The organism is Rhodoferax sp. GT1R46 (genome assembly GCF_056521285.1).
This window is the reverse complement of record NZ_JBWMBC010000002.1, coordinates 407,186-423,967: the sequence shown is the minus strand read 5'-3', so window position 1 is coordinate 423,967 and position 16,782 is coordinate 407,186. Positions and strand designations below refer to the sequence as shown.

Below are 16,782 nucleotides of genomic sequence, written 5' to 3'. Positions count from 1 at the left end.
GGATTACATAGTTTGCGAAAACATTAGGTAAACTAATAAAGATGCGAGCCTTCCGAACCTTTGATAGCGACGCCCTGGAGTGCCTGGCCGCCATTGTGGAAGAGGGCGGCTTCGAGCGCGCCGCCGTGCGCCTGTCGGTCACCCAGTCCGCAGTTTCGCAGCGCCTGCGTGCGCTCGAAGCGCAGGTGGGCACCGTCCTGCTGGTGCGCAGTCGCCCCGTCAAGCCCACCTCGGCCGGGCGCCTGCTGATCAAACACGCCATGCAGATGCGCCTGCTGCGCGCCGACCTGGACACCGACTTGCGGGACCTGACGCCGGGCGTTGGTGCCGTGGGCGAGGAAGACCGCATCTCCATCGCCGTGAACGCCGACAGCATTGCCACCTGGGTGCTGCCCGCATTGAGTCCATTGGTTAGTGAAGGCTTACCCCTGGAAATAATCACGGATGATCAGGACTTTACCCACGAGTGGTTGCGCGAAGGCTTGGTTCTGGGCTGCGTCACCACACTCAAACAGGCCTTGCGCGGCTGCAAGGTGTTGCCTTTGGGGGCCATGCCGTACGTGGCGGTGGCCAGCGCGTCGTATGCCGCCGACCGTTGCCCACAAGGGCTGAACAAACACAACTTCCGCGAGATTCCTTTCATTGCGTTCAACCGCAAAGACGATCTGCAGGCCGAGTTCGTGAGCCGCGCCAGTGGGTTGCGGCGGGTGACCTTGAGTCAGCGGTTTGTACCCAGCTCCGAGGGGCAGGTGCGCGCGGTGCTGGCCGGCTGGGGCGCCAGTGTCGTGCCCGAGTTGCAGGTGCGCAGCCTGCTGGACAGCGGCGTGCTGGTCAATCTGGCCCCGAACGTGACCTTGCCGGTGGACCTGTACTGGCATTGCTGGAACCTGAACTCTGCGGTCATTGACCGGCTCACGGCGGCGTTGGCAGGCGCCGCAGCGTTGGCGCTAAAAACTGTGCGGTCATGAATTGGCCTCCCTATCTATTTATTGACGGCAGGGGCTAAAATAGCACCATGAAATCCAGCAATGTCGTCAAAATCTCTTTTAAAGAGCAAATGCTCCAGGCCCGCGAGGACGCCATCATCCGCGTTGTGAACAGCTTGTTGGCCGAAAAAGGCTTTGAAGCCATGACGGTGGACGAAGTAGCCGCCAACGTCGGCATCGCCAAAGCCAGCCTGTACAAGCACTTTTCCAGCAAGGAAGACCTGGCCGCCGCCGCCATGGTGGGAGTCATGCGCCGCGCACAGGACTACCTGTCGAGCCTGCCTGAGCAGGCGCCACCGCTGGAAAACCTGCGTGCGGTGGTTCGCTGGACCATGGAGCTGAAGCTGGCGGGCGAAATGCCGTCGCTGCCCAGCCAGAATTCCACGCTGCGTGCCACGCTGATGGGTAACAAGGATTACATGGACGGACTGATGGACATCAGTGACCGTCTGGGTGCGTGGATCGAGGCCGCCCAGGCGCAGGGCGCCATCAACCCCGCGCTACCGGCCATTGCCGTGCTCTACACCCTGTATGCCCGGGCCTGCGACCCGGTGCTGGAATTCCTGAAAATGGGCGGTTTGCATGACGACGCCCAAATCGTGGACCTGGTGATGTCTACCTGCTTTGAGGGGCTGAACGCGCGCTAACGCTTCAGCGAACCAGCAGAACCGGCACTTTGCAGTGTGCCAACACCTGCGTGGCTGCGGAGCCCATCACCAAGTTGACCACGGCACCGTGACCGTGTGAACCCATGACCACCATGTCGAATTTGCCGTCGGTCGCAATCTTGGCGATGGTTGCACCGGCAGGGCCGATCTTCCAGCTGCTCTTCGCATCGACGCCATGGCGCAGCAGGAATTTGGCGATGGGTGCCAGTACTTTTTCGCTTTCGTCAGCGTAATACTGGTCCACGATTTCCTTGCCCACCGCGGCGCGTGCCCGGGGCGGCAGAGCCGGCTGCACGGTCAACAGCGTGTACTCGTTGCCCGGGTTGAACAGACTCTCATGGGTGATCAGGTAGGCCAGCATTTTCTTGCTGTACGGGCTGCCGTCTACGGCCAGAAGAATTTTCATGGTGCACTCCTCAATGTGTGGTGGCAGTGTAACGAAGCACGCTGGCTGCGAATTGAGTTATATCAAAAAACGCGGGCCCCACTGACCGGCGGTGCATACTTTGAGCGGTTCAATTGAAACCCCTTTTCAACAGGCCCTGCCATGCCCCTGCAAAATCCCGTCGCGTATCCGTTGCGCGCCCGCACGCTGTATCTGATGCTCGCGCTGGCCGGCCTGCTCACACCCCTCTTGCCGGTCGCGGCCTCGGAGGCGCCACCCTTGATGCTGGCCAAGGTGTACCACGCGGGCGTACCGCTGTCCGACTACTGGGTCAGTGAAAAATACGATGGCGTGCGCGGGTACTGGGATGGGGAACAACTGCTGACGCGGGGCGGCGAGCGCATTGCCGTGCCCGCCTGGTTTACCGCGGGCTGGCCCCGGGTTGCGATGGATGGCGAGTTGTGGGCCGGGCGTGCGCAGTTTGCCAGAGCCGTCTCTACTGTGCGCATGCAGGTTCCCGACGACGCGGCATGGCGCGTCATGCGTTTCATGGTGTTCGACCTGCCCGCACAGGGAGGAGACTTCACCGCGCGCCTGGCGGTCTTGCACACGCAGGTCAGCCGGATTAACCAGCCATGGGTGCTGGCCGTTTCCCAGACCAAGGTCGCCAGCCACGGCGCTTTGCAGAGCCTGCTCGGCACCACCGTGAAGGCCGGTGGCGAAGGTCTGGCCCTGCACCGCGGGGCCTCGCTGTACACCGCGCAGCGCAATGGCGATCTGCTCAAATTCAAAACCCACGAGGACAGCGAAGCAACTGTGGTTGGGCACATCGCTGGCAAAGGCAAATACGCGGGCCAGCTGGGGGCCTTGCTGGTCGAACTGCCTGCTGCACAAGGACAACCCGCGCGGCGCTTCAAGCTGGGTACGGGTTTCACGGATGCGCAGCGGCAAGACCCGCCAGCCCTTGGATCGGTGGTGACCTACCGGTTCAGGGGTCTGACGGACGGAGGAATTCCACGCTTTGCCAGCTTCATGCGCGTGGCCGCCGATCAGGCTCCAACACAAATTGCTATCAAATAAGTAGCTGTTTGCGCATATTCCACGGGGGCTATCGGCCAATTTCAATCAACATGTCGGGCTGAAAGGTGACTTGTTCGTTTTTGCGCGCATAGCCCAGCGGGTTGGCCACCACGCGGCACCCGTTGTGCCGGTAATCGCTGGGGGCGTGCAGATGGCCGTGTAGCCAGAGTTGGGCCTGTGGCAACCAGTCGTCTAACGCGTTGCAAAACCCGGCGGTGCCGGGCACCTGGCCATAGCGGGGGTCGGCGCTGCGCAAGCTGGGTGCGAAGTGGGTCACCACCACGGTGGGTCCGTCAAAAGGTACGGCCAGCGCGTCGCGCAGCCAATCCTGGCACACCAATGCCTGTGCCCGCACCTGTTCGGCCAGAAACGGTTCCTGGTTGCGGGTCGTGAGGGTTTTGCGCAGGTAGTAGTTGGCCGCGCGAAAAGCCTTGTCGCGGGCTTTGAGCTGTTGTGCCAGTGTGCTGGCGTCCGAGAGGGCGTCAAAGTCGGTCCACAGGGTGGTGCCCACCAAGCGCACGCCATCCAGGACGATGGTCTCCCGCTCCAGCCAGAGGATGCCCAGCCGCTCACAGCTTGCACGCAGGCGGGCATGGGCCTCATCAAAGTCCATGCCATCGTATTCATGGTTGCCCGGCACGAAGAGCACCGGTGTAGGCCAGCCGGCTTTCGGGGAAAACCGGCCGAGTCCAAAATCGGCGTCGGTGAGCTGCGAGCCGGTCTGGTAGGAGCCCACGTCGCCCGCCAGCACCAGCAGGTCGGCACCCGGCAGGGGCTGTGCCACCCAGTGGGGATGCGCCTCCAGATGGAGGTCGGACAGCAGTTGAATCTTCATGTGCCGAACGCCTGGGCGGCCAGGGCGGCAATCTGCGAGCGCAGCCACACATGGGCGCTGGCGTCGTCATGGCGTACATGCCACAGGGCGTCTACCTGAATCGGTGGGGCTGCAAAGGGCAACTCGCGCAGCACCAACTGGCTGGCGAAGCCCGTTACCGCAATGAAGTGGCGCGGCAGCACCGTCAGCAGGTCGGAATGCGTGACCACTTTGCCGGCGGTGAAAAACTGGTTCACCGTCAGCACCACCCGCCGGGTACGCCCCAGGGACGCGAGTGCGCCATCAATAAAGCCGAAGGGGCGGCCTGAAAAGCTCACCAGCATGTGGCGGGCTTCGCAGTAGCGGTCCAGGGTCAGGGGGCCGCTGGCCAGTGGATGACCTTTGCGCATGGCGCAAACGTAATCACCCGCAAACAAGCGCTGGTGCAAATACGAAACCGCTTCGCCCGTTTGGGCGCGCGCCGTGAGATCGGCCAGCACGGCAGGGAAATTGCCAATCGCCAGATCCGCGTGTCCCTCGTCCAGCAAGCGGCGCGGGTCCCGCGTGGTGAGCGGGACCACGTGCAGGGAGACGTCGGGCGCCTGGGCGGTGATCACTCCGACCAGTCCGGGCATCAGCTCGGCGGCGGTGGCATCGGCCATGGTCAGCACAAAGGTGGTGTTGGCACTGGCGGGCTCAAAGCGGCTGGGCGCCAGGGAGGCCTGCAACTGTTGCAGCGCCGCGCGCACGGGGGGCCACAGTTCCCGGGCCCGCGCGGTAGGCTCCAGAGAACGCCCGTTTCGAACCAGTAAATCGTCGCCCAGTGTTTCGCGCAGGCGCCGCAGCGCATTGCTCACCGCCGGTTGGGTCAGCGACAACAGGTGGGCAGCGCGGGTCAGACTGCGCTCAGACATGATCACATCGAAGACCTTGAGCAGGTTCAGATCCAGCGTACGAAGTGAAACGGGAGGCATACGTCATCATAAACGGGGTGAATGGGTGGCATCACCAACATAAAGTTGAATCGTATTAGTAAAAACCCTAGTATCGTGCGCATGTATAGCCGTAATCCATCCTCCATCAACCTGTCCAGGGAGCTTGCCATGACACGTTTTGCCCCGTCATACTTCGCCCGGTCCGATGCTGCAACCCAGCGCACCGGCAGCACCGCGGGCAAGCGGCCTGCTTTGTCCGACTTTGACAGCGCCAAGCCTTTGGCCGGCATGTTGCTGGCTGCGGTCGTGGCGGCGCTGATGGTGGTGGCGGATCAGTTGATCGAAACGTGGGCCGATGGCCACCTGCTGGTGGTCTGGGTCGGACTGTGGACGGTGACGTTTGCCGCACTGGCTTTGCTGGCGCCTCCTTTGCGCCAACTGAGCAACTCGGTTGCCGTAGCGCTGGCGCGCTGGTCCCGCGTTCGTTCTGAGCAGCGCGCGCAGGAAGCCATGTGGCAGCTGGCCCAGCGCGATTCCCGCATCATGGGTGACATTCAGATGGCCGTACTGCGCAGCGAGCGCGAAGACTGAACCCCGTTTTGTTCAACAAGAAAAAAGCCACCTTGACGATGGCTTTTTTCTTGGGGCGAAGGGGCAGTGAGCCCCCACGCATCAAGCGGTCAGCCGGGCTTCGAGCCGAACTTTGGTTTCTGCCAGTTCTTGCGGCAAGTGGTACGCCAACTGGTTGAACAGCTCGGTGTGCAGGACAAACTCCTGCTTCCACGCGTCTTTGTCCAGGCTGGTCACGCTGTTGAACTGGGCTTTGCTGAAGTCCAGGCCCGTCCAGGTGATTTCTTCATAGGCAGGGCTCACGCCAAAGCCGTTCTCGCTGCCTTTGGCCGTGCCTTCCAGACGGTCGATCATCCACTTGAGCACGCGCATGTTCTCGCCGTAGCCGGGCCAGACGAACTTGCCATCGTCACCCTTGCGGAACCAGTTCACGCAGAAAATCTTGGGCAGGGTGTGTCCCAGGTTCTCCAGTTTGTGTTCCATGTCCAGCCAGTGCTGGAAGTAGTCGCTCATGTTGTAGCCGCAGAAGGGCAGCATGGCAAACGGATCACGGCGCACCACGCCCATCTGGCCTACAGCTGCTGCGGTGGTCTCAGAACCCATGGTGGCTGCCATGTAGACGCCCTCCATCCAGTTGCGCGCCTCCGTCACCAGCGGCACGGTGGTCGAGCGACGGCCACCAAAAATGAACGCGTCGATGGCTACGCCATTGGCGTCGTCCCACTGGGGGTCGAGTGCGGGGTTGTTACCCGCAGCCACCGTGAAGCGGGAGTTGGGGTGGGCCGCTTTGGCACCGGTTTCACGGGCTATTGTTGGTGTCCAGTCCTTGCCTTGCCAGTCGATCAGGTGCTCGGGCACGCCGCCACCGTCTTTTTCCATGCCTTCCCACCACACATCGCCGTCATCGGTGAGGGCCACGTTGGTGAAGATGACGTTCTTGTCCAGCGAGCGCATGCAGTTGGGGTTGGTGTGCATGTTGGTGCCTGGGGCCACACCAAAGTAACCGGCTTCGGGGTTGATGGCGTACATCTTGCCGTCAGCGTGCGGCTTGATCCAGGCAATGTCGTCACCAATGGTGGTGACCTTCCAGCCGGCGAAGCCTTCTGGTGGCACCAGCATGGAGAAGTTGGTCTTGCCACAGGCGCTGGGGAACGCCGCTGCCACGTGGTACTTTTTGCCCTGGGGGTTGGTTACGCCCAGGATGAGCATGTGCTCGGCCAGCCAGCCCTGATCGCGGCCCATGTTGGACGCAATACGCAGTGCAAAACACTTCTTGCCCAGCAGGGCGTTGCCGCCGTAGCCGGAGCCATACGACCAGATTTCACGGGTTTCGGGGTAATGCACGATGTACTTGGTCTTGCTGCAAGGCCATTTCACATCGGCCTGGCCTTCCGCCAGCGGTGCGCCCACAGTGTGCACGCAGGGCACAAAGGCGCCGTCTACGCCCAGCACATCAAACACGGCTTTGCCCATGCGGGTCATGATTTTCTGGTTGACGGCCACATAGGCGCTGTCGCTCAGTTCGATACCGATGTGGGCAATGTGGGAGCCCAGTGGGCCCATGGAAAACGGCACCACATACATGGTGCGGCCTTTCATACAGCCATCAAACAGGGCGGGTGTGCCGTCAGCCTGCCCGCTTTGCAGCAATGTGCGCATCTCGGCGGGAGCCATCCAGTTGTTGGTGGGGCCGGCGTTTTCTTTTTTCTCGGAGCAGATGTAGGTGCGGTCCTCCACGCGGGCCACGTCGCTGGGGTCGGAGCAGGCCAGGAAGCTGTTGGGGCGTTTGGCGGCGTTGAGCTTTTTGAAAGTTCCCGCATCGACCAGCTGTTGGCACAGGCGCTGGTATTCTTCGTCCGAGCCATCGCACCAGTAAATGGTGTCGGGCTTGGTCAGGGCCGCCATGTCGGCGACCCATGCGATCAGCTTGGGATTTTTGACATAGCTGGGGGTATTGAGATTCAATCCCTGCATGACGGGTGAGTTCATAAAAAAGCTCCTAGTTTGAAAATCGTCTTTTCAAAATGAAAGCAGTGCTTTGACTTTGAGAAAACGGTTTCCACCAAACCTTGCGGATGCTGCAACATGAACTTGCCTCAACGACAATGCGGGCAGGATGGCCATTTTATGAACTCGTACCGAAGTTACCAACGAATTACCCTCGAAAGTTATGCAAAACATGCATAGGTTTATGCAATCAAGAAGGCGTTGGCTGCGGTGGGGCGTGTTGTCCGCGTGGACGTTGCCTTGGTTGGTGCCGCCAGGTGTTGTGGCGCAACCAGGCCCTGCGAGCGCCGTCAAGATTCTGGCGGCAAGCGATTTGAAGTTCGCACTAACCCGCATTGCAGACCAATACCAACGAGAAACCGGCCAGGCCATTGACGTGAGCTATGGTTCATCTGGCAACATGGCACGTCAAACTCAACAGGGACTGCCGGCCGACATCTTCATGTCTGCCGATGAGGATCTGGTGCTGCAATTGGCCAAGGCGGGGGTGACGCGCGCCAGCGATACGGGCGTTTTGTATGCCCTCGGGCGGCTCGCTCTTTACATTGCCCCGGGCGTGTCGGTCGAGCCGGACGTTCAGTTGCTGGGCCTGCGCCGGGACTGGGATCAAGTCCACAAATTTTCCATCGCCAACCCTGACCATGCGCCTTATGGCAGGGCTGCGCGAGAGGCGCTGCAAACCCTGAACCTCTGGAGCCTGGTTCAACCCCGACTGGTGCTCGGTGACAACATCGCCCAAGCCACGCAGTTTGTGGGAACTGGCGCTGCCCAGGCGGGCATTACCGCCCTGTCGCTGGTGATGGCGCCCGAATTGAAAGGGCAAGGCCGCTACGTCGCCTTGCCTGCGCATTTGCACAAACCCTTGCGCCAGCGCATGGTCTTGCTCCAATCCGCCAGGGCGCCAGCCATTGCCTTCTATGCGTACCTGCAGCAGCCCGCAGCCCGCGCGGTGCTGGCCGAGTACGGATTTGTTCCGCCCCCATAATCGCCCTATGGATTGGCAAGCTGCACGCGTATCACTTTGGCTGGCCACGCTAACGGCCCTCTTATTGTTGCCGGTTGGGGTGGCGCTTGCGCGTTGGCTGGCGCTGACTCCCAGCCGGTGGCGGCCGCTGGCCGAAGCACTGCTGATGCTGCCCCTGCTGCTGCCGCCGACCGTCATCGGGTTCTACCTGCTGCTGACCCTGGGCCAAGCCTCGCCGCTGGGCGCCTGGCTGGTCCAGCATGCCAATTTGCGCCTGGTATTCAGTTTTGAAGGGCTGCTGCTGGCCAGTGTGCTGGTTAATCTGCCTTTCATGGTTCAACCCATTCAGCGTGCGTTTACCGCCATACCCCACACGCTGCGCGAGGCGGCCTGGGTGTCGGGTCTGAGCCAATGGCGCACGTTCCTGAAGATTGAGTTGCCACTGGCATGGCCGGGCCTCGTAGCTGGCGCCGCCCTCACGCTGGCTCACACGCTGGGTGAATTTGGCGTGGTGCTGATGGTCGGAGGAAGCATTCCCGGGGAGACGCGAACGCTGAGCATCGCCCTTTATGACCGTGTGCAGGCTTTTGACCTTGCCGGTGCCCACACCATGGCGCTGGCGCTGGTGGGACTTTCATTGCTGGCGCTGGCGCTGGTGTTTGCTACCGACCGGCGCACACCGGTCACGCACTAGCCCGCCGGCGCCAGCGCCATGCCTGCTCTCCAGGTTCAACTTCACAATAGCGGAGCGATTCCGCTCGAGGCCACCTTCGACTGCCAACCGGGTGAGCTCGTCGCGCTCGTGGGCCCGTCGGGCAGCGGTAAAACCTCGGTCTTGCGTGCGGTTGCCGGCCTGTTGAAGGGCGCCCACGTGCGCGGGTCAGTGCGGGTGGGCCAGGACGCATGGTTTGACAGTGATCGCGGCATTGATTGGTCACCCCAGGCTCGGCGAGCGGGCCTGGTGTTTCAGAGCTACGCCCTGTTTCCGCACTTGAATGCTATGGAAAACGTAGCAATTGGCACAGCATCCACGGGGGCTGGAAGCCAATACAACGCACAAATCAAGGCGCTGTTCGAACGATTGGGGCTGGCCGGTCTTGAGCGGCGCCTGCCAGCCCAACTCTCGGGGGGCCAGCAGCAGCGCGTCGCGCTGGCGCGCGCGTTGATGCGCATTCAAATGCCGCAGCGCACAGGGCAAAACACCGCAGCAAAGGGCGTGGCCGGACAAGGTGTCCTGCTGCTTGATGAGCCCTTTTCTGCGGTGGATGCACCCACGCGTCAAACCCTTTACCGAGAACTGGCTGCCTTGCGCCAGCACGTGTCGACCCCCATGGTGCTGGTAACCCACGACCTGCTGGAAGCCCGTCGACTGGCCGACCGGGTGGTGATTCTTGATGCGGGGACCACGCTGCAGAATGGCACGCCCGCCAAGGTTTTTTCCCAGCCGCGCAACGCCCGCGTGGCGCAGTTGGTGGGCATTCAAAATCTGTTCAAGGGGCGCTTCCACCAGACGCAGACCGGCTGGGGCGCCCTGCATTGGTCAGGCCATCCGGCAGACCCGCAAGCCCAAACCCTGGTGCTCCACACGGTTGACAAAAGCCGCATTGATGACGGGGTCGAAGTGGGATGGGTATTGGCCGGAGAATCCATGGAAGTCATGCCGTGGCCAACAGCCGTCCCAGCCTCGGGAAATGTGCCAGTGGCAGAGCCGGTCAATATGCTGGACTGCAATTTGCGGGAGGTACTGGAACTCGGCGAAACAAGCTTGTGCACGCTGGTACCAAACAACCTGCCGTCGGAGCGTCTCACGCTGACGCTGTCGACGGCGCACCTGCGCGCCATGGGTGTGGGCTCGGGCTCCCGGCTGGCGGTGCGTTTTGCACCGCAGGCCATTCACATCATGCCCTTGCGAACCTGATGTGGGCGGTTTCGGGGTAACCCTCAGGCCATTGAGACGGCGATAAACGCCAGAAGAAACATCAGTACGCCGCCGACGATTGGCAGCACGATTGGGATCATGGGCAAAACTGCCTCAACCGCATCAACTTCGTGGTCAGGCGTGTGGGGGGTGGGTGCGGACATGAAGAGCTTTCTGGTAATGACTTGGATTATTGAGACTGATTTTACCTACAAGCCCGCCTAAACCAGTTGTGCGTCAAACCCGGCCTTGCGCAAGACGCCCAGAACATCCTCCACATGGGCATGCCCGCGGGTCTGAATGACCAGTTCAATCTCCACATTCTGGGCGGAGAGCGCCGAGAACGCGCGCTGGTGGTGCACTTCATCGATGTTGGCTCCCGCTTCTGCCACGGTGGCGGTAATCTGCGCCAGCGAACCGGGAATATCGCGGGCACCCACGCGAATGCGCGCCAGACGCCCCGCCCGCACCATGCCGCGTCCGATGATGGCTGCCAGCAGCAGAGGGTCGATATTGCCGCCGCACAGCACCAGGCCGATGCGCTTGCCTCGAAAGCGCTCCGGGTATTTCAGCAAAGCTGCCAGGCCAACAGCGCCCGCGCCTTCCACCAACGTTTTCTCCACTTCGAGCAGCATCACCAGAGCCTGCTCGATGTCACCTTCGTCCACCAGCACCATGTCGTCCACCCTGCGGCGGATGATGTCCAGCGGAATATGCCCGGGGGTGCCCACGGCAATGCCTTCGGCGATGGTGCTGGCACCTTGCGCAAGGTGGGTGCCTTTGACTGCGTTGAACATCGCCGGAAAGCGCACGGTCTGCACACCCACCACCTCAATGGTAGGCTTGAGTGCCTTGGCCACGGTGGCCATGCCGGCAATCAGGCCCCCGCCGCCCACTGCCACGATCAGCGTGTCCAGATCAGGCACTTCCTGCAGCATTTCCAGGGCGACCGTACCTTGGCCAGCCACAATGGCAGCATCGTCATAGGGATGAACAAACGTGAGCTGTCGTTGCTCCGCTACGGCCAGGGCATGGCTGCGGGCTTCGTCCAGCGTGTCGCCATGCAGAATGATCTCGGCACCAAAGCCCCGCGTCCGCTCCACTTTCACGCCGGGTGTGAAGCGCGGCATGACGATGACCGCATGCAGCCCCAGGCGCTGGGCGTGATATGCCACTCCTTGCGCATGGTTGCCAGCACTCATGGCAATCACGCCGCGCGCCGATTGCTCGGGGGTCAACTGGGCCAGTTTGTTGCAGGCACCACGCTCCTTGAACGAGGCGGTGAACTGCAGATTTTCAAACTTCAGAAAGACGTGTGCCCCCGTGATGTCGGAGAGCGTCTTGGATGCCACAAAGGGTGTTTGCAGCAGGTGCCCGTGCAGCCGTTGTGCGGCCAGGACGATGTCGTTGTATTCAACCATGGCGCCATTGTCATCCGGTTTGGGGTAAATCTTTCCCCCCAATGCTTCCATCTTCCGCCAGTCTGCGGTATGGTGAATGCGTCACACAACTGTGCTGGAGGCGTTGGATGGCCAAGCGTTCGTTGTTGCAGCCCCTTGAGGGGCACTTGATCCCTTCGCCCGGTCTGCTCGAAGCGCCGGTGCTGGACTTGATGTGTTCACACTTCGTGCTCACCCTGGCTGCGCGCCAGGGCGCCAGCCTGAACGTGCGCCGTGATTTCAATGGCATTGTGGGTTTGGCTGGGCGGCACCTCGTGTGGCCGGTATCGGTTTTGGCCCGCTTGCGGGAGTTTTTGGCGCGCCGCTGCGCTGGCAATGAACTCTGGCGCGGTCACGATGCACTGGGTGCTACGGATTTTTTGGCGCGTTACGGAGTGTGGCGTGGCCCGTATGACGAAGCCACGCTGTATTTTTTTCTGGATGAATACGCCAAAGACCAGCCCAAGGACCTGATCTCGGTCCTGTCCGCAACCGGTGACTGGCTGAGCCACTCCTTGAAGCGGCAGTCCACGCTGGTCGAGAAAAACATCAACGCGCTGGCGGGCCTGCTGCAGCTCAACAAGGCCGAGCGCGCGCTGTTGCTGTACGGCACGCTGGCCCGCTACCAGCGCGACATGCGCAGCATTCTGGTTGAGTTCAAGGTCAACAACGCTCCCGAAGCCTACGCCGCCATTGCCGAGGTGGCGGGCGTCAACCCCGAGCAGGTAGCCGAGGCGTTGCGCGCCGGCTCCCGGCTGGAGCGCATCGGCTTGGTCGAAAACCTGATATCCGAGCACAATATTACCGACCTGGCTGACCTGATGAAAGTCAGCGAGAAGCTTCCCCCCGTATTGATGCGCCAGTACCGCGACCAAGCCGAGTTGATGGCGGTGTTCACCCGGCTGTCGACGAAGAGCACCCTCGCGCTCGACGACTTCGCCTTTGTCGCCGAAGACGCGCAGGTGCTGTGCACCCTGATGGCCCATGCCGTGGCGCGCAAGGAAGTGGGAATCAATGTGTTGCTGTACGGCCCGCCGGGAACCGGCAAGACCGAACTGGCCAAGGTGGTGGCGCAAACCGCGGGCCTGGAGCTGTTTGAAGTGGAGTACGCCGACCGCGATGGCAACTCCCTGAGCGGTCGGGACCGGTACCGGTCGCTGCAAATCGCTCAGGTGTTCCTCAAGGGCAGCGCCCAGGCGGCGCTCTTGTTTGACGAGGTGGAGGATGTATTTCCCCCGCTGTCCAGCGAAGCGGCACACTGGATGGCCCGTGCGGACGCCGCCGCTGCGCCGCCCAACAGCAGTGTCAGCGGCAAGGCATGGGTCAACCAGGTGCTGGAGTCCAACGTGGTGCCCACCATCTGGGTGACTAACCGCATTGAGCAGATTGACCCGGCCTTTCGCCGCCGCTTTGCCTACCACCTGGAGCTGAAATCGCCGCCGCCCGGCGCGCGCGAAGAACTGGTGCGCAAGACATTGGCGGGGGTGCCGGTGTCAGACGCGTTCGTGGCGCGGCTGACCCGGCGCAAGGGGCTGACACCGGCGCAAATCCGCACCGCGGTGCGTTTTGCGGGGCTGGCCTCTCTCAAGCCCGAGAACGAGGGACTGGAAGGCCTGATCGAGCGACAGCTCAAAAATGCCGACCTGGCCTTGGGTAACCGGGCATTGGACGGTGCACGCCAGCAGGCCGTCACCCGCTACGATCCGGCGCTGTTGAATGTAGCCAGCCGCTTTGAGATCCCCCGCATCGTGCAGGCGCTGCAGTCGCGCGGCCATGGAACCCTGTGTTTTTACGGCCCTCCGGGCACCGGAAAAACCGCTTTGGCCGAACACATCGCCACTACCCTGAGCCAGCCCCTCATCGTGCGCCAGGCCAGCGATCTGATGAGCAAGTACATCGGTGAGACCGAGCAGAACATGGCCGCCATGTTCCGGGAGGCCGAGACCGAGAACGCAGTGTTGCTGCTGGACGAGGCCGACAGCTTTTTGCAGGACCGCCGGAGTGCCCAGCGTAGTTACGAAGTGACCGAGGTGAACGAAATGCTGCAGGGCATGGAGCGTTTTCACGGTATTTTCATCTGCACCACCAACCTGATGGACCGCATTGACCAGGCGGCCTTGCGCCGGTTCACCTTCAAGATTCAGTTCAAGCCGCTGACCCGGACGCAGCGGGAAGCCTTGTTTGTCACCGAGGCCTGCGCTGGCGATATGTCCGGCCTGCATTCAGACCTGAAAACCCGGTTGGCCGCCCTGGATCAGCTCTGTCTGGGTGACTTTGCCGCCGTCAAACGGCAGGCACTCATACTGGATGCCACCTTGGAGGCGGACGAATATCTGGACCAGCTGGAGGCGGAGCACCGTATCAAACCGGAGGTAAGGGAAGCCCGCGGCATGGGGTTTTTGCAGTGAACCAGTCAATCGACGGTTAAGTCACTTCGTTTTATTTATGACCTTTGTCAACCGCCGGGATGCGCCGGCCGTCATATAGCGCAGCAGATGCCCGAAAGCGCCAGCTCGTTGGAAAAGAGACTGAACGGCTTTGAAAGTATCTATTTCTTTCATTTTGACCAGTTGATATGCACAAAGAAACGATAAAAGTCCCTGAAAAAGGTACCTACAAAGGCCAATTGTTTGATTATTGGGCCGACGAGTTCCGCCATACCAATGCAGACCACTCGGCCTACATTGCGCTCAATTTTGCAGGTGTTCTGGATGCTTGTCGCACCAAACTGCATGCGCTGGTCCAGTACCACCGCAAGCATGTGGCCGACAAAACCGGTGGCGATCGCCACAGCCGCGCCCTTGCGCGCTTGCAGAACACCATGAGTGGTGCAGCCATGTCCTACGAGAGCTGCTTCCAGCGCCACTAATCAGTCGATAGATACCACGCGCAACACTTCCTGCGCGTAGGCTTCCAGTTTTTTGGCGCCAATTCCGCTGATGCCCTGCAGGTCATCCAGAGTTTGCGGGGCTCGCTTGGCAATTGCAGCCAGCGTGGCGTCATGAAAAATCACGTACGCCGGTAAATTGTGCTCTCGCGCTACGTCGGCGCGCCAGGCTTTCAAAGCGGAGTAGCGCTCCAGACCCGCTCCATCCAGCGCGATAGGGGCTTTGACCACCGCAGATCCGGCCCCGGACCGCCGCTTGCGATCCGCAGGCGCCGACACTGACTCACGCAACTGCACCACCACCTCACCCTTGAGAACCGCCCGCGATTGCTCCGTGAGCTGCAGGGTGTTGTAGGCCTGTGCATCCACGGCAACGGCTTCAATGGCAATGAGCTGGCGCAACACGCCGCGCAGCTGCAGTTCGGTAAAACTGGCGCCAATGCCGAAGGTGCTCAGGGCCTGGTGCCCATGCTGGGTGACTTTTTCGGTAGTCTTGCCGCGCAGGATGTCCATGACATGCCCGGCTCCAAACGACATACCGCTGGACTGCTGAATGCGGTAAATGGTGCTGAGCAGCTTGCGCGCGGCATCGGTGCCGTCCCACACCGCTGGGGGATTCAAACAGTTGTCACAGTTGCCGCAGGACTGGCTGGCTTCGCCGAAATAGGCCAGCAAGCGCACGCGGCGGCAGTCTGTGGCTTCGGCCAGACCCAGCAGCGCGTCGAGCTTGCCGCGCAGGGCCTGTTTGAATTCTTCCCCCGCCGGGCTTTCGTCAATCATGCGGAGCTGGTTCACCACGTCCTGCAGCCCATACCCCATCCACGCATTCGCAGGCAGGCCGTCGCGCCCGGCGCGCCCGGTTTCCTGGTAATAGCCTTCAATGTTTTTGGGCATGTCCAGGTGGGCCACAAAGCGCACGTCGGGCTTGTCGATGCCCATGCCAAAGGCGATGGTCGCCACCATGACGACACCTTCTTCGCGCAAAAAGCGGTCCTGGTGGTTCTGGCGCAGCTTGCTGTCCAGCCCAGCGTGGTAGGGCAGGGCGTTGATACCGGCGTCCACCAGCGTCTGGGCGATGGACTCCACTTTCTTGCGCGACTGGCAATACACAATGCCCGCATCGCCTTCGTGTTCGCGGGCAATAAAGCGTAGCAACTGCTGGGTGCCATCGGTCTTTTCGACAATGCTGTAACGGATGTTGGGACGATCGAAGCTGCTGACGAAGGCCCGCGCATCCTGCAACTGGAGGCGCTCCAGAATGTCTTCGCGCGTCAGGTCGTCGGCCGTGGCCGTCAATGCCATGCGTGGCACGCCGGCATACCGCTCGTGCAGCACGGTCAGCGCGCGGTATTCCGGCCGGAAGTCGTGGCCCCACTGGCTCACGCAGTGGGCCTCATCAATGGCAAACAGACTCAGCTTGTGGCGGTCATACAGTGAGTCGAGCAGGGCCAGAAACCGGGGCGTCGTAATGCGCTCAGGCGCGGCGTACAAGAGCGTGATCTCGCCGCGCAGCATGCGCTGCTCGACCTGGTAGGCCTCTTCGCTGCTCAGGGTGGAGTTGAGGAAGGCCGCACTCACCCCCGCCTCGTGCAGGGCGCCCACTTGGTCGTGCATCAGCGCAATCAGCGGCGAGATGACGATGGTCAGGCCCAGCCCCTCGCGCTCCCGGGCAATGGCGGGAATCTGGTAGCACAGCGACTTGCCGCCCCCCGTAGGCATCAGAACCAGCGCGTCCCCGCCGTTGGCAACGTGTTCCACGATGGCCTGCTGCGGGCCGCGGAATTGCGCGTAGCCAAACACCTCTTCCAAAATGGAGTGGCAGGTCTGGCTGGAGATGGAAGAGTCGTTTGCTATCAAAACAGTAGCTGATTGCGCAGTGTTTACGGGGGCTAGAGGCAAAAATGATGCTAAACGAGCCGGCGCCCGTTCACGGTAGGCCTCTATTGTCGGGCAAGTCGCCACCGGTCCTGGCGCGACCTGGCGAAAGCGGTGGCGAACGCCGATTGGTGGAGTGCATTAAAATAGCGGCTTCCCAAGGAGCGCTGCAGCGGCCAGGACCTGTTTTTCAGCAGATTCCAAAGGCCACCAGGCTTGGGTTTGTCAACTGCGCTCACTTGTTCAAACTACAA

General features: G+C 61.6%; 16 protein-coding genes and 1 riboswitch. Of the genes, 9 read left to right on the top strand and 7 right to left on the bottom strand.

Annotated elements, in window-relative coordinates:
- Positions 1-41: 41 nt before the first annotated feature.
- Together AC097W_RS07440 and AC097W_RS07435 are read left to right on the top strand one after the other, a co-directional pair.
- Positions 42-968: a LysR family transcriptional regulator ArgP gene (locus tag AC097W_RS07440; RefSeq protein ID WP_479601850.1), complete on the top strand. Its 927-nt coding sequence runs from the start codon at positions 42-44 to the stop codon at positions 966-968.
- Positions 969-1,015: 47 nt separating this feature from the next.
- Entirely contained in the window at positions 1,016-1,633 is a 618-nt protein-coding gene (locus AC097W_RS07435; protein WP_479601849.1) for a TetR/AcrR family transcriptional regulator, read from the top strand.
- A 4-nt stretch (positions 1,634-1,637) separates the two neighbouring features.
- Here AC097W_RS07435 and AC097W_RS07430 read toward each other — a convergent pair whose 3' ends face one another.
- Positions 1,638-2,060: a universal stress protein gene (locus tag AC097W_RS07430; RefSeq protein WP_479601848.1), complete on the bottom strand. Its 423-nt coding sequence runs from the start codon at positions 2,058-2,060 to the stop codon at positions 1,638-1,640.
- A gap of 141 nt (positions 2,061-2,201) precedes the next feature.
- Here AC097W_RS07430 and AC097W_RS07425 point away from each other — a divergent pair, with 141 nt between their 5' ends.
- Complete coding sequence (locus AC097W_RS07425; protein WP_479601847.1) at positions 2,202-3,119, top strand: DNA ligase; 918 nt, start codon at positions 2,202-2,204, stop codon at positions 3,117-3,119.
- Between the two features lie 28 nt (positions 3,120-3,147).
- On the opposite strand, the gene AC097W_RS07420 is transcribed toward AC097W_RS07425, so the two are convergent.
- The gene (locus tag AC097W_RS07420) at positions 3,148-3,954 is read right to left on the bottom strand and encodes a metallophosphoesterase (protein ID WP_479601846.1); all 807 of its coding nucleotides are present in this window, start codon (positions 3,952-3,954) and stop codon (positions 3,148-3,150) included.
- Positions 3,951-4,907 carry a LysR family transcriptional regulator gene (locus tag AC097W_RS07415; RefSeq protein WP_479601845.1) on the bottom strand — a complete coding sequence of 319 codons (957 nt, stop codon included), beginning with the start codon at positions 4,905-4,907 and terminating at the stop codon, positions 3,951-3,953. The genes AC097W_RS07420 and AC097W_RS07415 overlap by 4 nt, the downstream gene beginning before the upstream one ends.
- Before the next feature lie 129 nt (positions 4,908-5,036).
- Between AC097W_RS07415 and AC097W_RS07410 the strand changes: the two genes are divergently transcribed.
- Complete coding sequence (locus AC097W_RS07410) at positions 5,037-5,459, top strand: hypothetical protein (protein ID WP_479601844.1); 423 nt, start codon at positions 5,037-5,039, stop codon at positions 5,457-5,459.
- Between the two features lie 81 nt (positions 5,460-5,540).
- Here the strand turns inward: AC097W_RS07410 and AC097W_RS07405 are convergent, their stop codons facing one another.
- Positions 5,541-7,427, bottom strand: a complete 1,887-nt coding sequence (locus AC097W_RS07405; protein ID WP_479601843.1) for a phosphoenolpyruvate carboxykinase (GTP) — start codon at positions 7,425-7,427, stop codon at positions 5,541-5,543.
- Positions 7,428-7,629: 202 nt separating this feature from the next.
- Here AC097W_RS07405 and modA point away from each other — a divergent pair, with 202 nt between their 5' ends.
- From modA to AC097W_RS07390, 3 genes are read left to right on the top strand one after another with little or no spacing between them, the layout of a single operon-like run.
- Complete coding sequence (gene modA / locus AC097W_RS07400; RefSeq protein WP_479601842.1) at positions 7,630-8,430, top strand: molybdate ABC transporter substrate-binding protein; 801 nt, start codon at positions 7,630-7,632, stop codon at positions 8,428-8,430.
- Positions 8,431-8,437: 7 nt separating this feature from the next.
- Positions 8,438-9,103, top strand: coding sequence for a molybdate ABC transporter permease subunit (gene modB / locus AC097W_RS07395; RefSeq protein WP_479601841.1), 666 nt, complete (start codon positions 8,438-8,440; stop codon positions 9,101-9,103).
- An 18-nt stretch (positions 9,104-9,121) separates the two neighbouring features.
- The gene (locus AC097W_RS07390; protein ID WP_479601840.1) at positions 9,122-10,327 is read left to right on the top strand and encodes an ABC transporter ATP-binding protein; all 1,206 of its coding nucleotides are present in this window, start codon (positions 9,122-9,124) and stop codon (positions 10,325-10,327) included.
- Between the two features lie 23 nt (positions 10,328-10,350).
- Here the strand turns inward: AC097W_RS07390 and AC097W_RS07385 are convergent, their stop codons facing one another.
- The gene (locus AC097W_RS07385) at positions 10,351-10,491 is read right to left on the bottom strand and encodes a hypothetical protein (protein ID WP_479601839.1); all 141 of its coding nucleotides are present in this window, start codon (positions 10,489-10,491) and stop codon (positions 10,351-10,353) included.
- A gap of 57 nt (positions 10,492-10,548) precedes the next feature.
- A complete protein-coding gene (locus tag AC097W_RS07380; RefSeq protein ID WP_479601838.1) occupies positions 10,549-11,748 on the bottom strand; it encodes a threonine ammonia-lyase in 1,200 nt (399 codons plus the stop codon).
- Between the two features lie 107 nt (positions 11,749-11,855).
- Between AC097W_RS07380 and AC097W_RS07375 the strand changes: the two genes are divergently transcribed.
- Complete coding sequence (locus AC097W_RS07375; RefSeq protein WP_479601837.1) at positions 11,856-14,174, top strand: ATP-binding protein; 2,319 nt, start codon at positions 11,856-11,858, stop codon at positions 14,172-14,174.
- Between the two features lie 167 nt (positions 14,175-14,341).
- A complete protein-coding gene (locus AC097W_RS07370; RefSeq protein WP_479601836.1) occupies positions 14,342-14,635 on the top strand; it encodes a hypothetical protein in 294 nt (97 codons plus the stop codon).
- Here AC097W_RS07370 and recQ read toward each other — a convergent pair whose 3' ends face one another.
- A complete protein-coding gene (gene recQ, locus AC097W_RS07365; RefSeq protein ID WP_479601835.1) occupies positions 14,636-16,510 on the bottom strand; it encodes a DNA helicase RecQ in 1,875 nt (624 codons plus the stop codon).
- A gap of 171 nt (positions 16,511-16,681) precedes the next feature.
- Positions 16,682-16,772, top strand: a riboswitch (S-adenosyl-L-homocysteine riboswitch).
- The last annotated feature ends 10 nt before the right edge of the window (positions 16,773-16,782 follow it).

Coding starts and splice junctions, on each gene's coding strand:
- AC097W_RS07440 (WP_479601850.1), top strand. CDS start 42: ATGCGAGCCTTCCGAACCTTTGATAGCGACGCCCTGGAGTGCCTGGCC.
- AC097W_RS07435 (WP_479601849.1), top strand. CDS start 1,016: ATGAAATCCAGCAATGTCGTCAAAATCTCTTTTAAAGAGCAAATGCTC.
- AC097W_RS07430 (WP_479601848.1), bottom strand. CDS start 2,060: ATGAAAATTCTTCTGGCCGTAGACGGCAGCCCGTACAGCAAGAAAATG.
- AC097W_RS07425 (WP_479601847.1), top strand. CDS start 2,202: ATGCCCCTGCAAAATCCCGTCGCGTATCCGTTGCGCGCCCGCACGCTG.
- AC097W_RS07420 (WP_479601846.1), bottom strand. CDS start 3,954: ATGAAGATTCAACTGCTGTCCGACCTCCATCTGGAGGCGCATCCCCAC.
- AC097W_RS07415 (WP_479601845.1), bottom strand. CDS start 4,907: ATGCCTCCCGTTTCACTTCGTACGCTGGATCTGAACCTGCTCAAGGTC.
- AC097W_RS07410 (WP_479601844.1), top strand. CDS start 5,037: ATGACACGTTTTGCCCCGTCATACTTCGCCCGGTCCGATGCTGCAACC.
- AC097W_RS07405 (WP_479601843.1), bottom strand. CDS start 7,427: ATGAACTCACCCGTCATGCAGGGATTGAATCTCAATACCCCCAGCTAT.
- modA (WP_479601842.1), top strand. CDS start 7,630: ATGCAATCAAGAAGGCGTTGGCTGCGGTGGGGCGTGTTGTCCGCGTGG.
- modB (WP_479601841.1), top strand. CDS start 8,438: ATGGATTGGCAAGCTGCACGCGTATCACTTTGGCTGGCCACGCTAACG.
- AC097W_RS07390 (WP_479601840.1), top strand. CDS start 9,122: ATGCCTGCTCTCCAGGTTCAACTTCACAATAGCGGAGCGATTCCGCTC.
- AC097W_RS07385 (WP_479601839.1), bottom strand. CDS start 10,491: ATGTCCGCACCCACCCCCCACACGCCTGACCACGAAGTTGATGCGGTT.
- AC097W_RS07380 (WP_479601838.1), bottom strand. CDS start 11,748: ATGGTTGAATACAACGACATCGTCCTGGCCGCACAACGGCTGCACGGG.
- AC097W_RS07375 (WP_479601837.1), top strand. CDS start 11,856: ATGGCCAAGCGTTCGTTGTTGCAGCCCCTTGAGGGGCACTTGATCCCT.
- AC097W_RS07370 (WP_479601836.1), top strand. CDS start 14,342: ATGCACAAAGAAACGATAAAAGTCCCTGAAAAAGGTACCTACAAAGGC.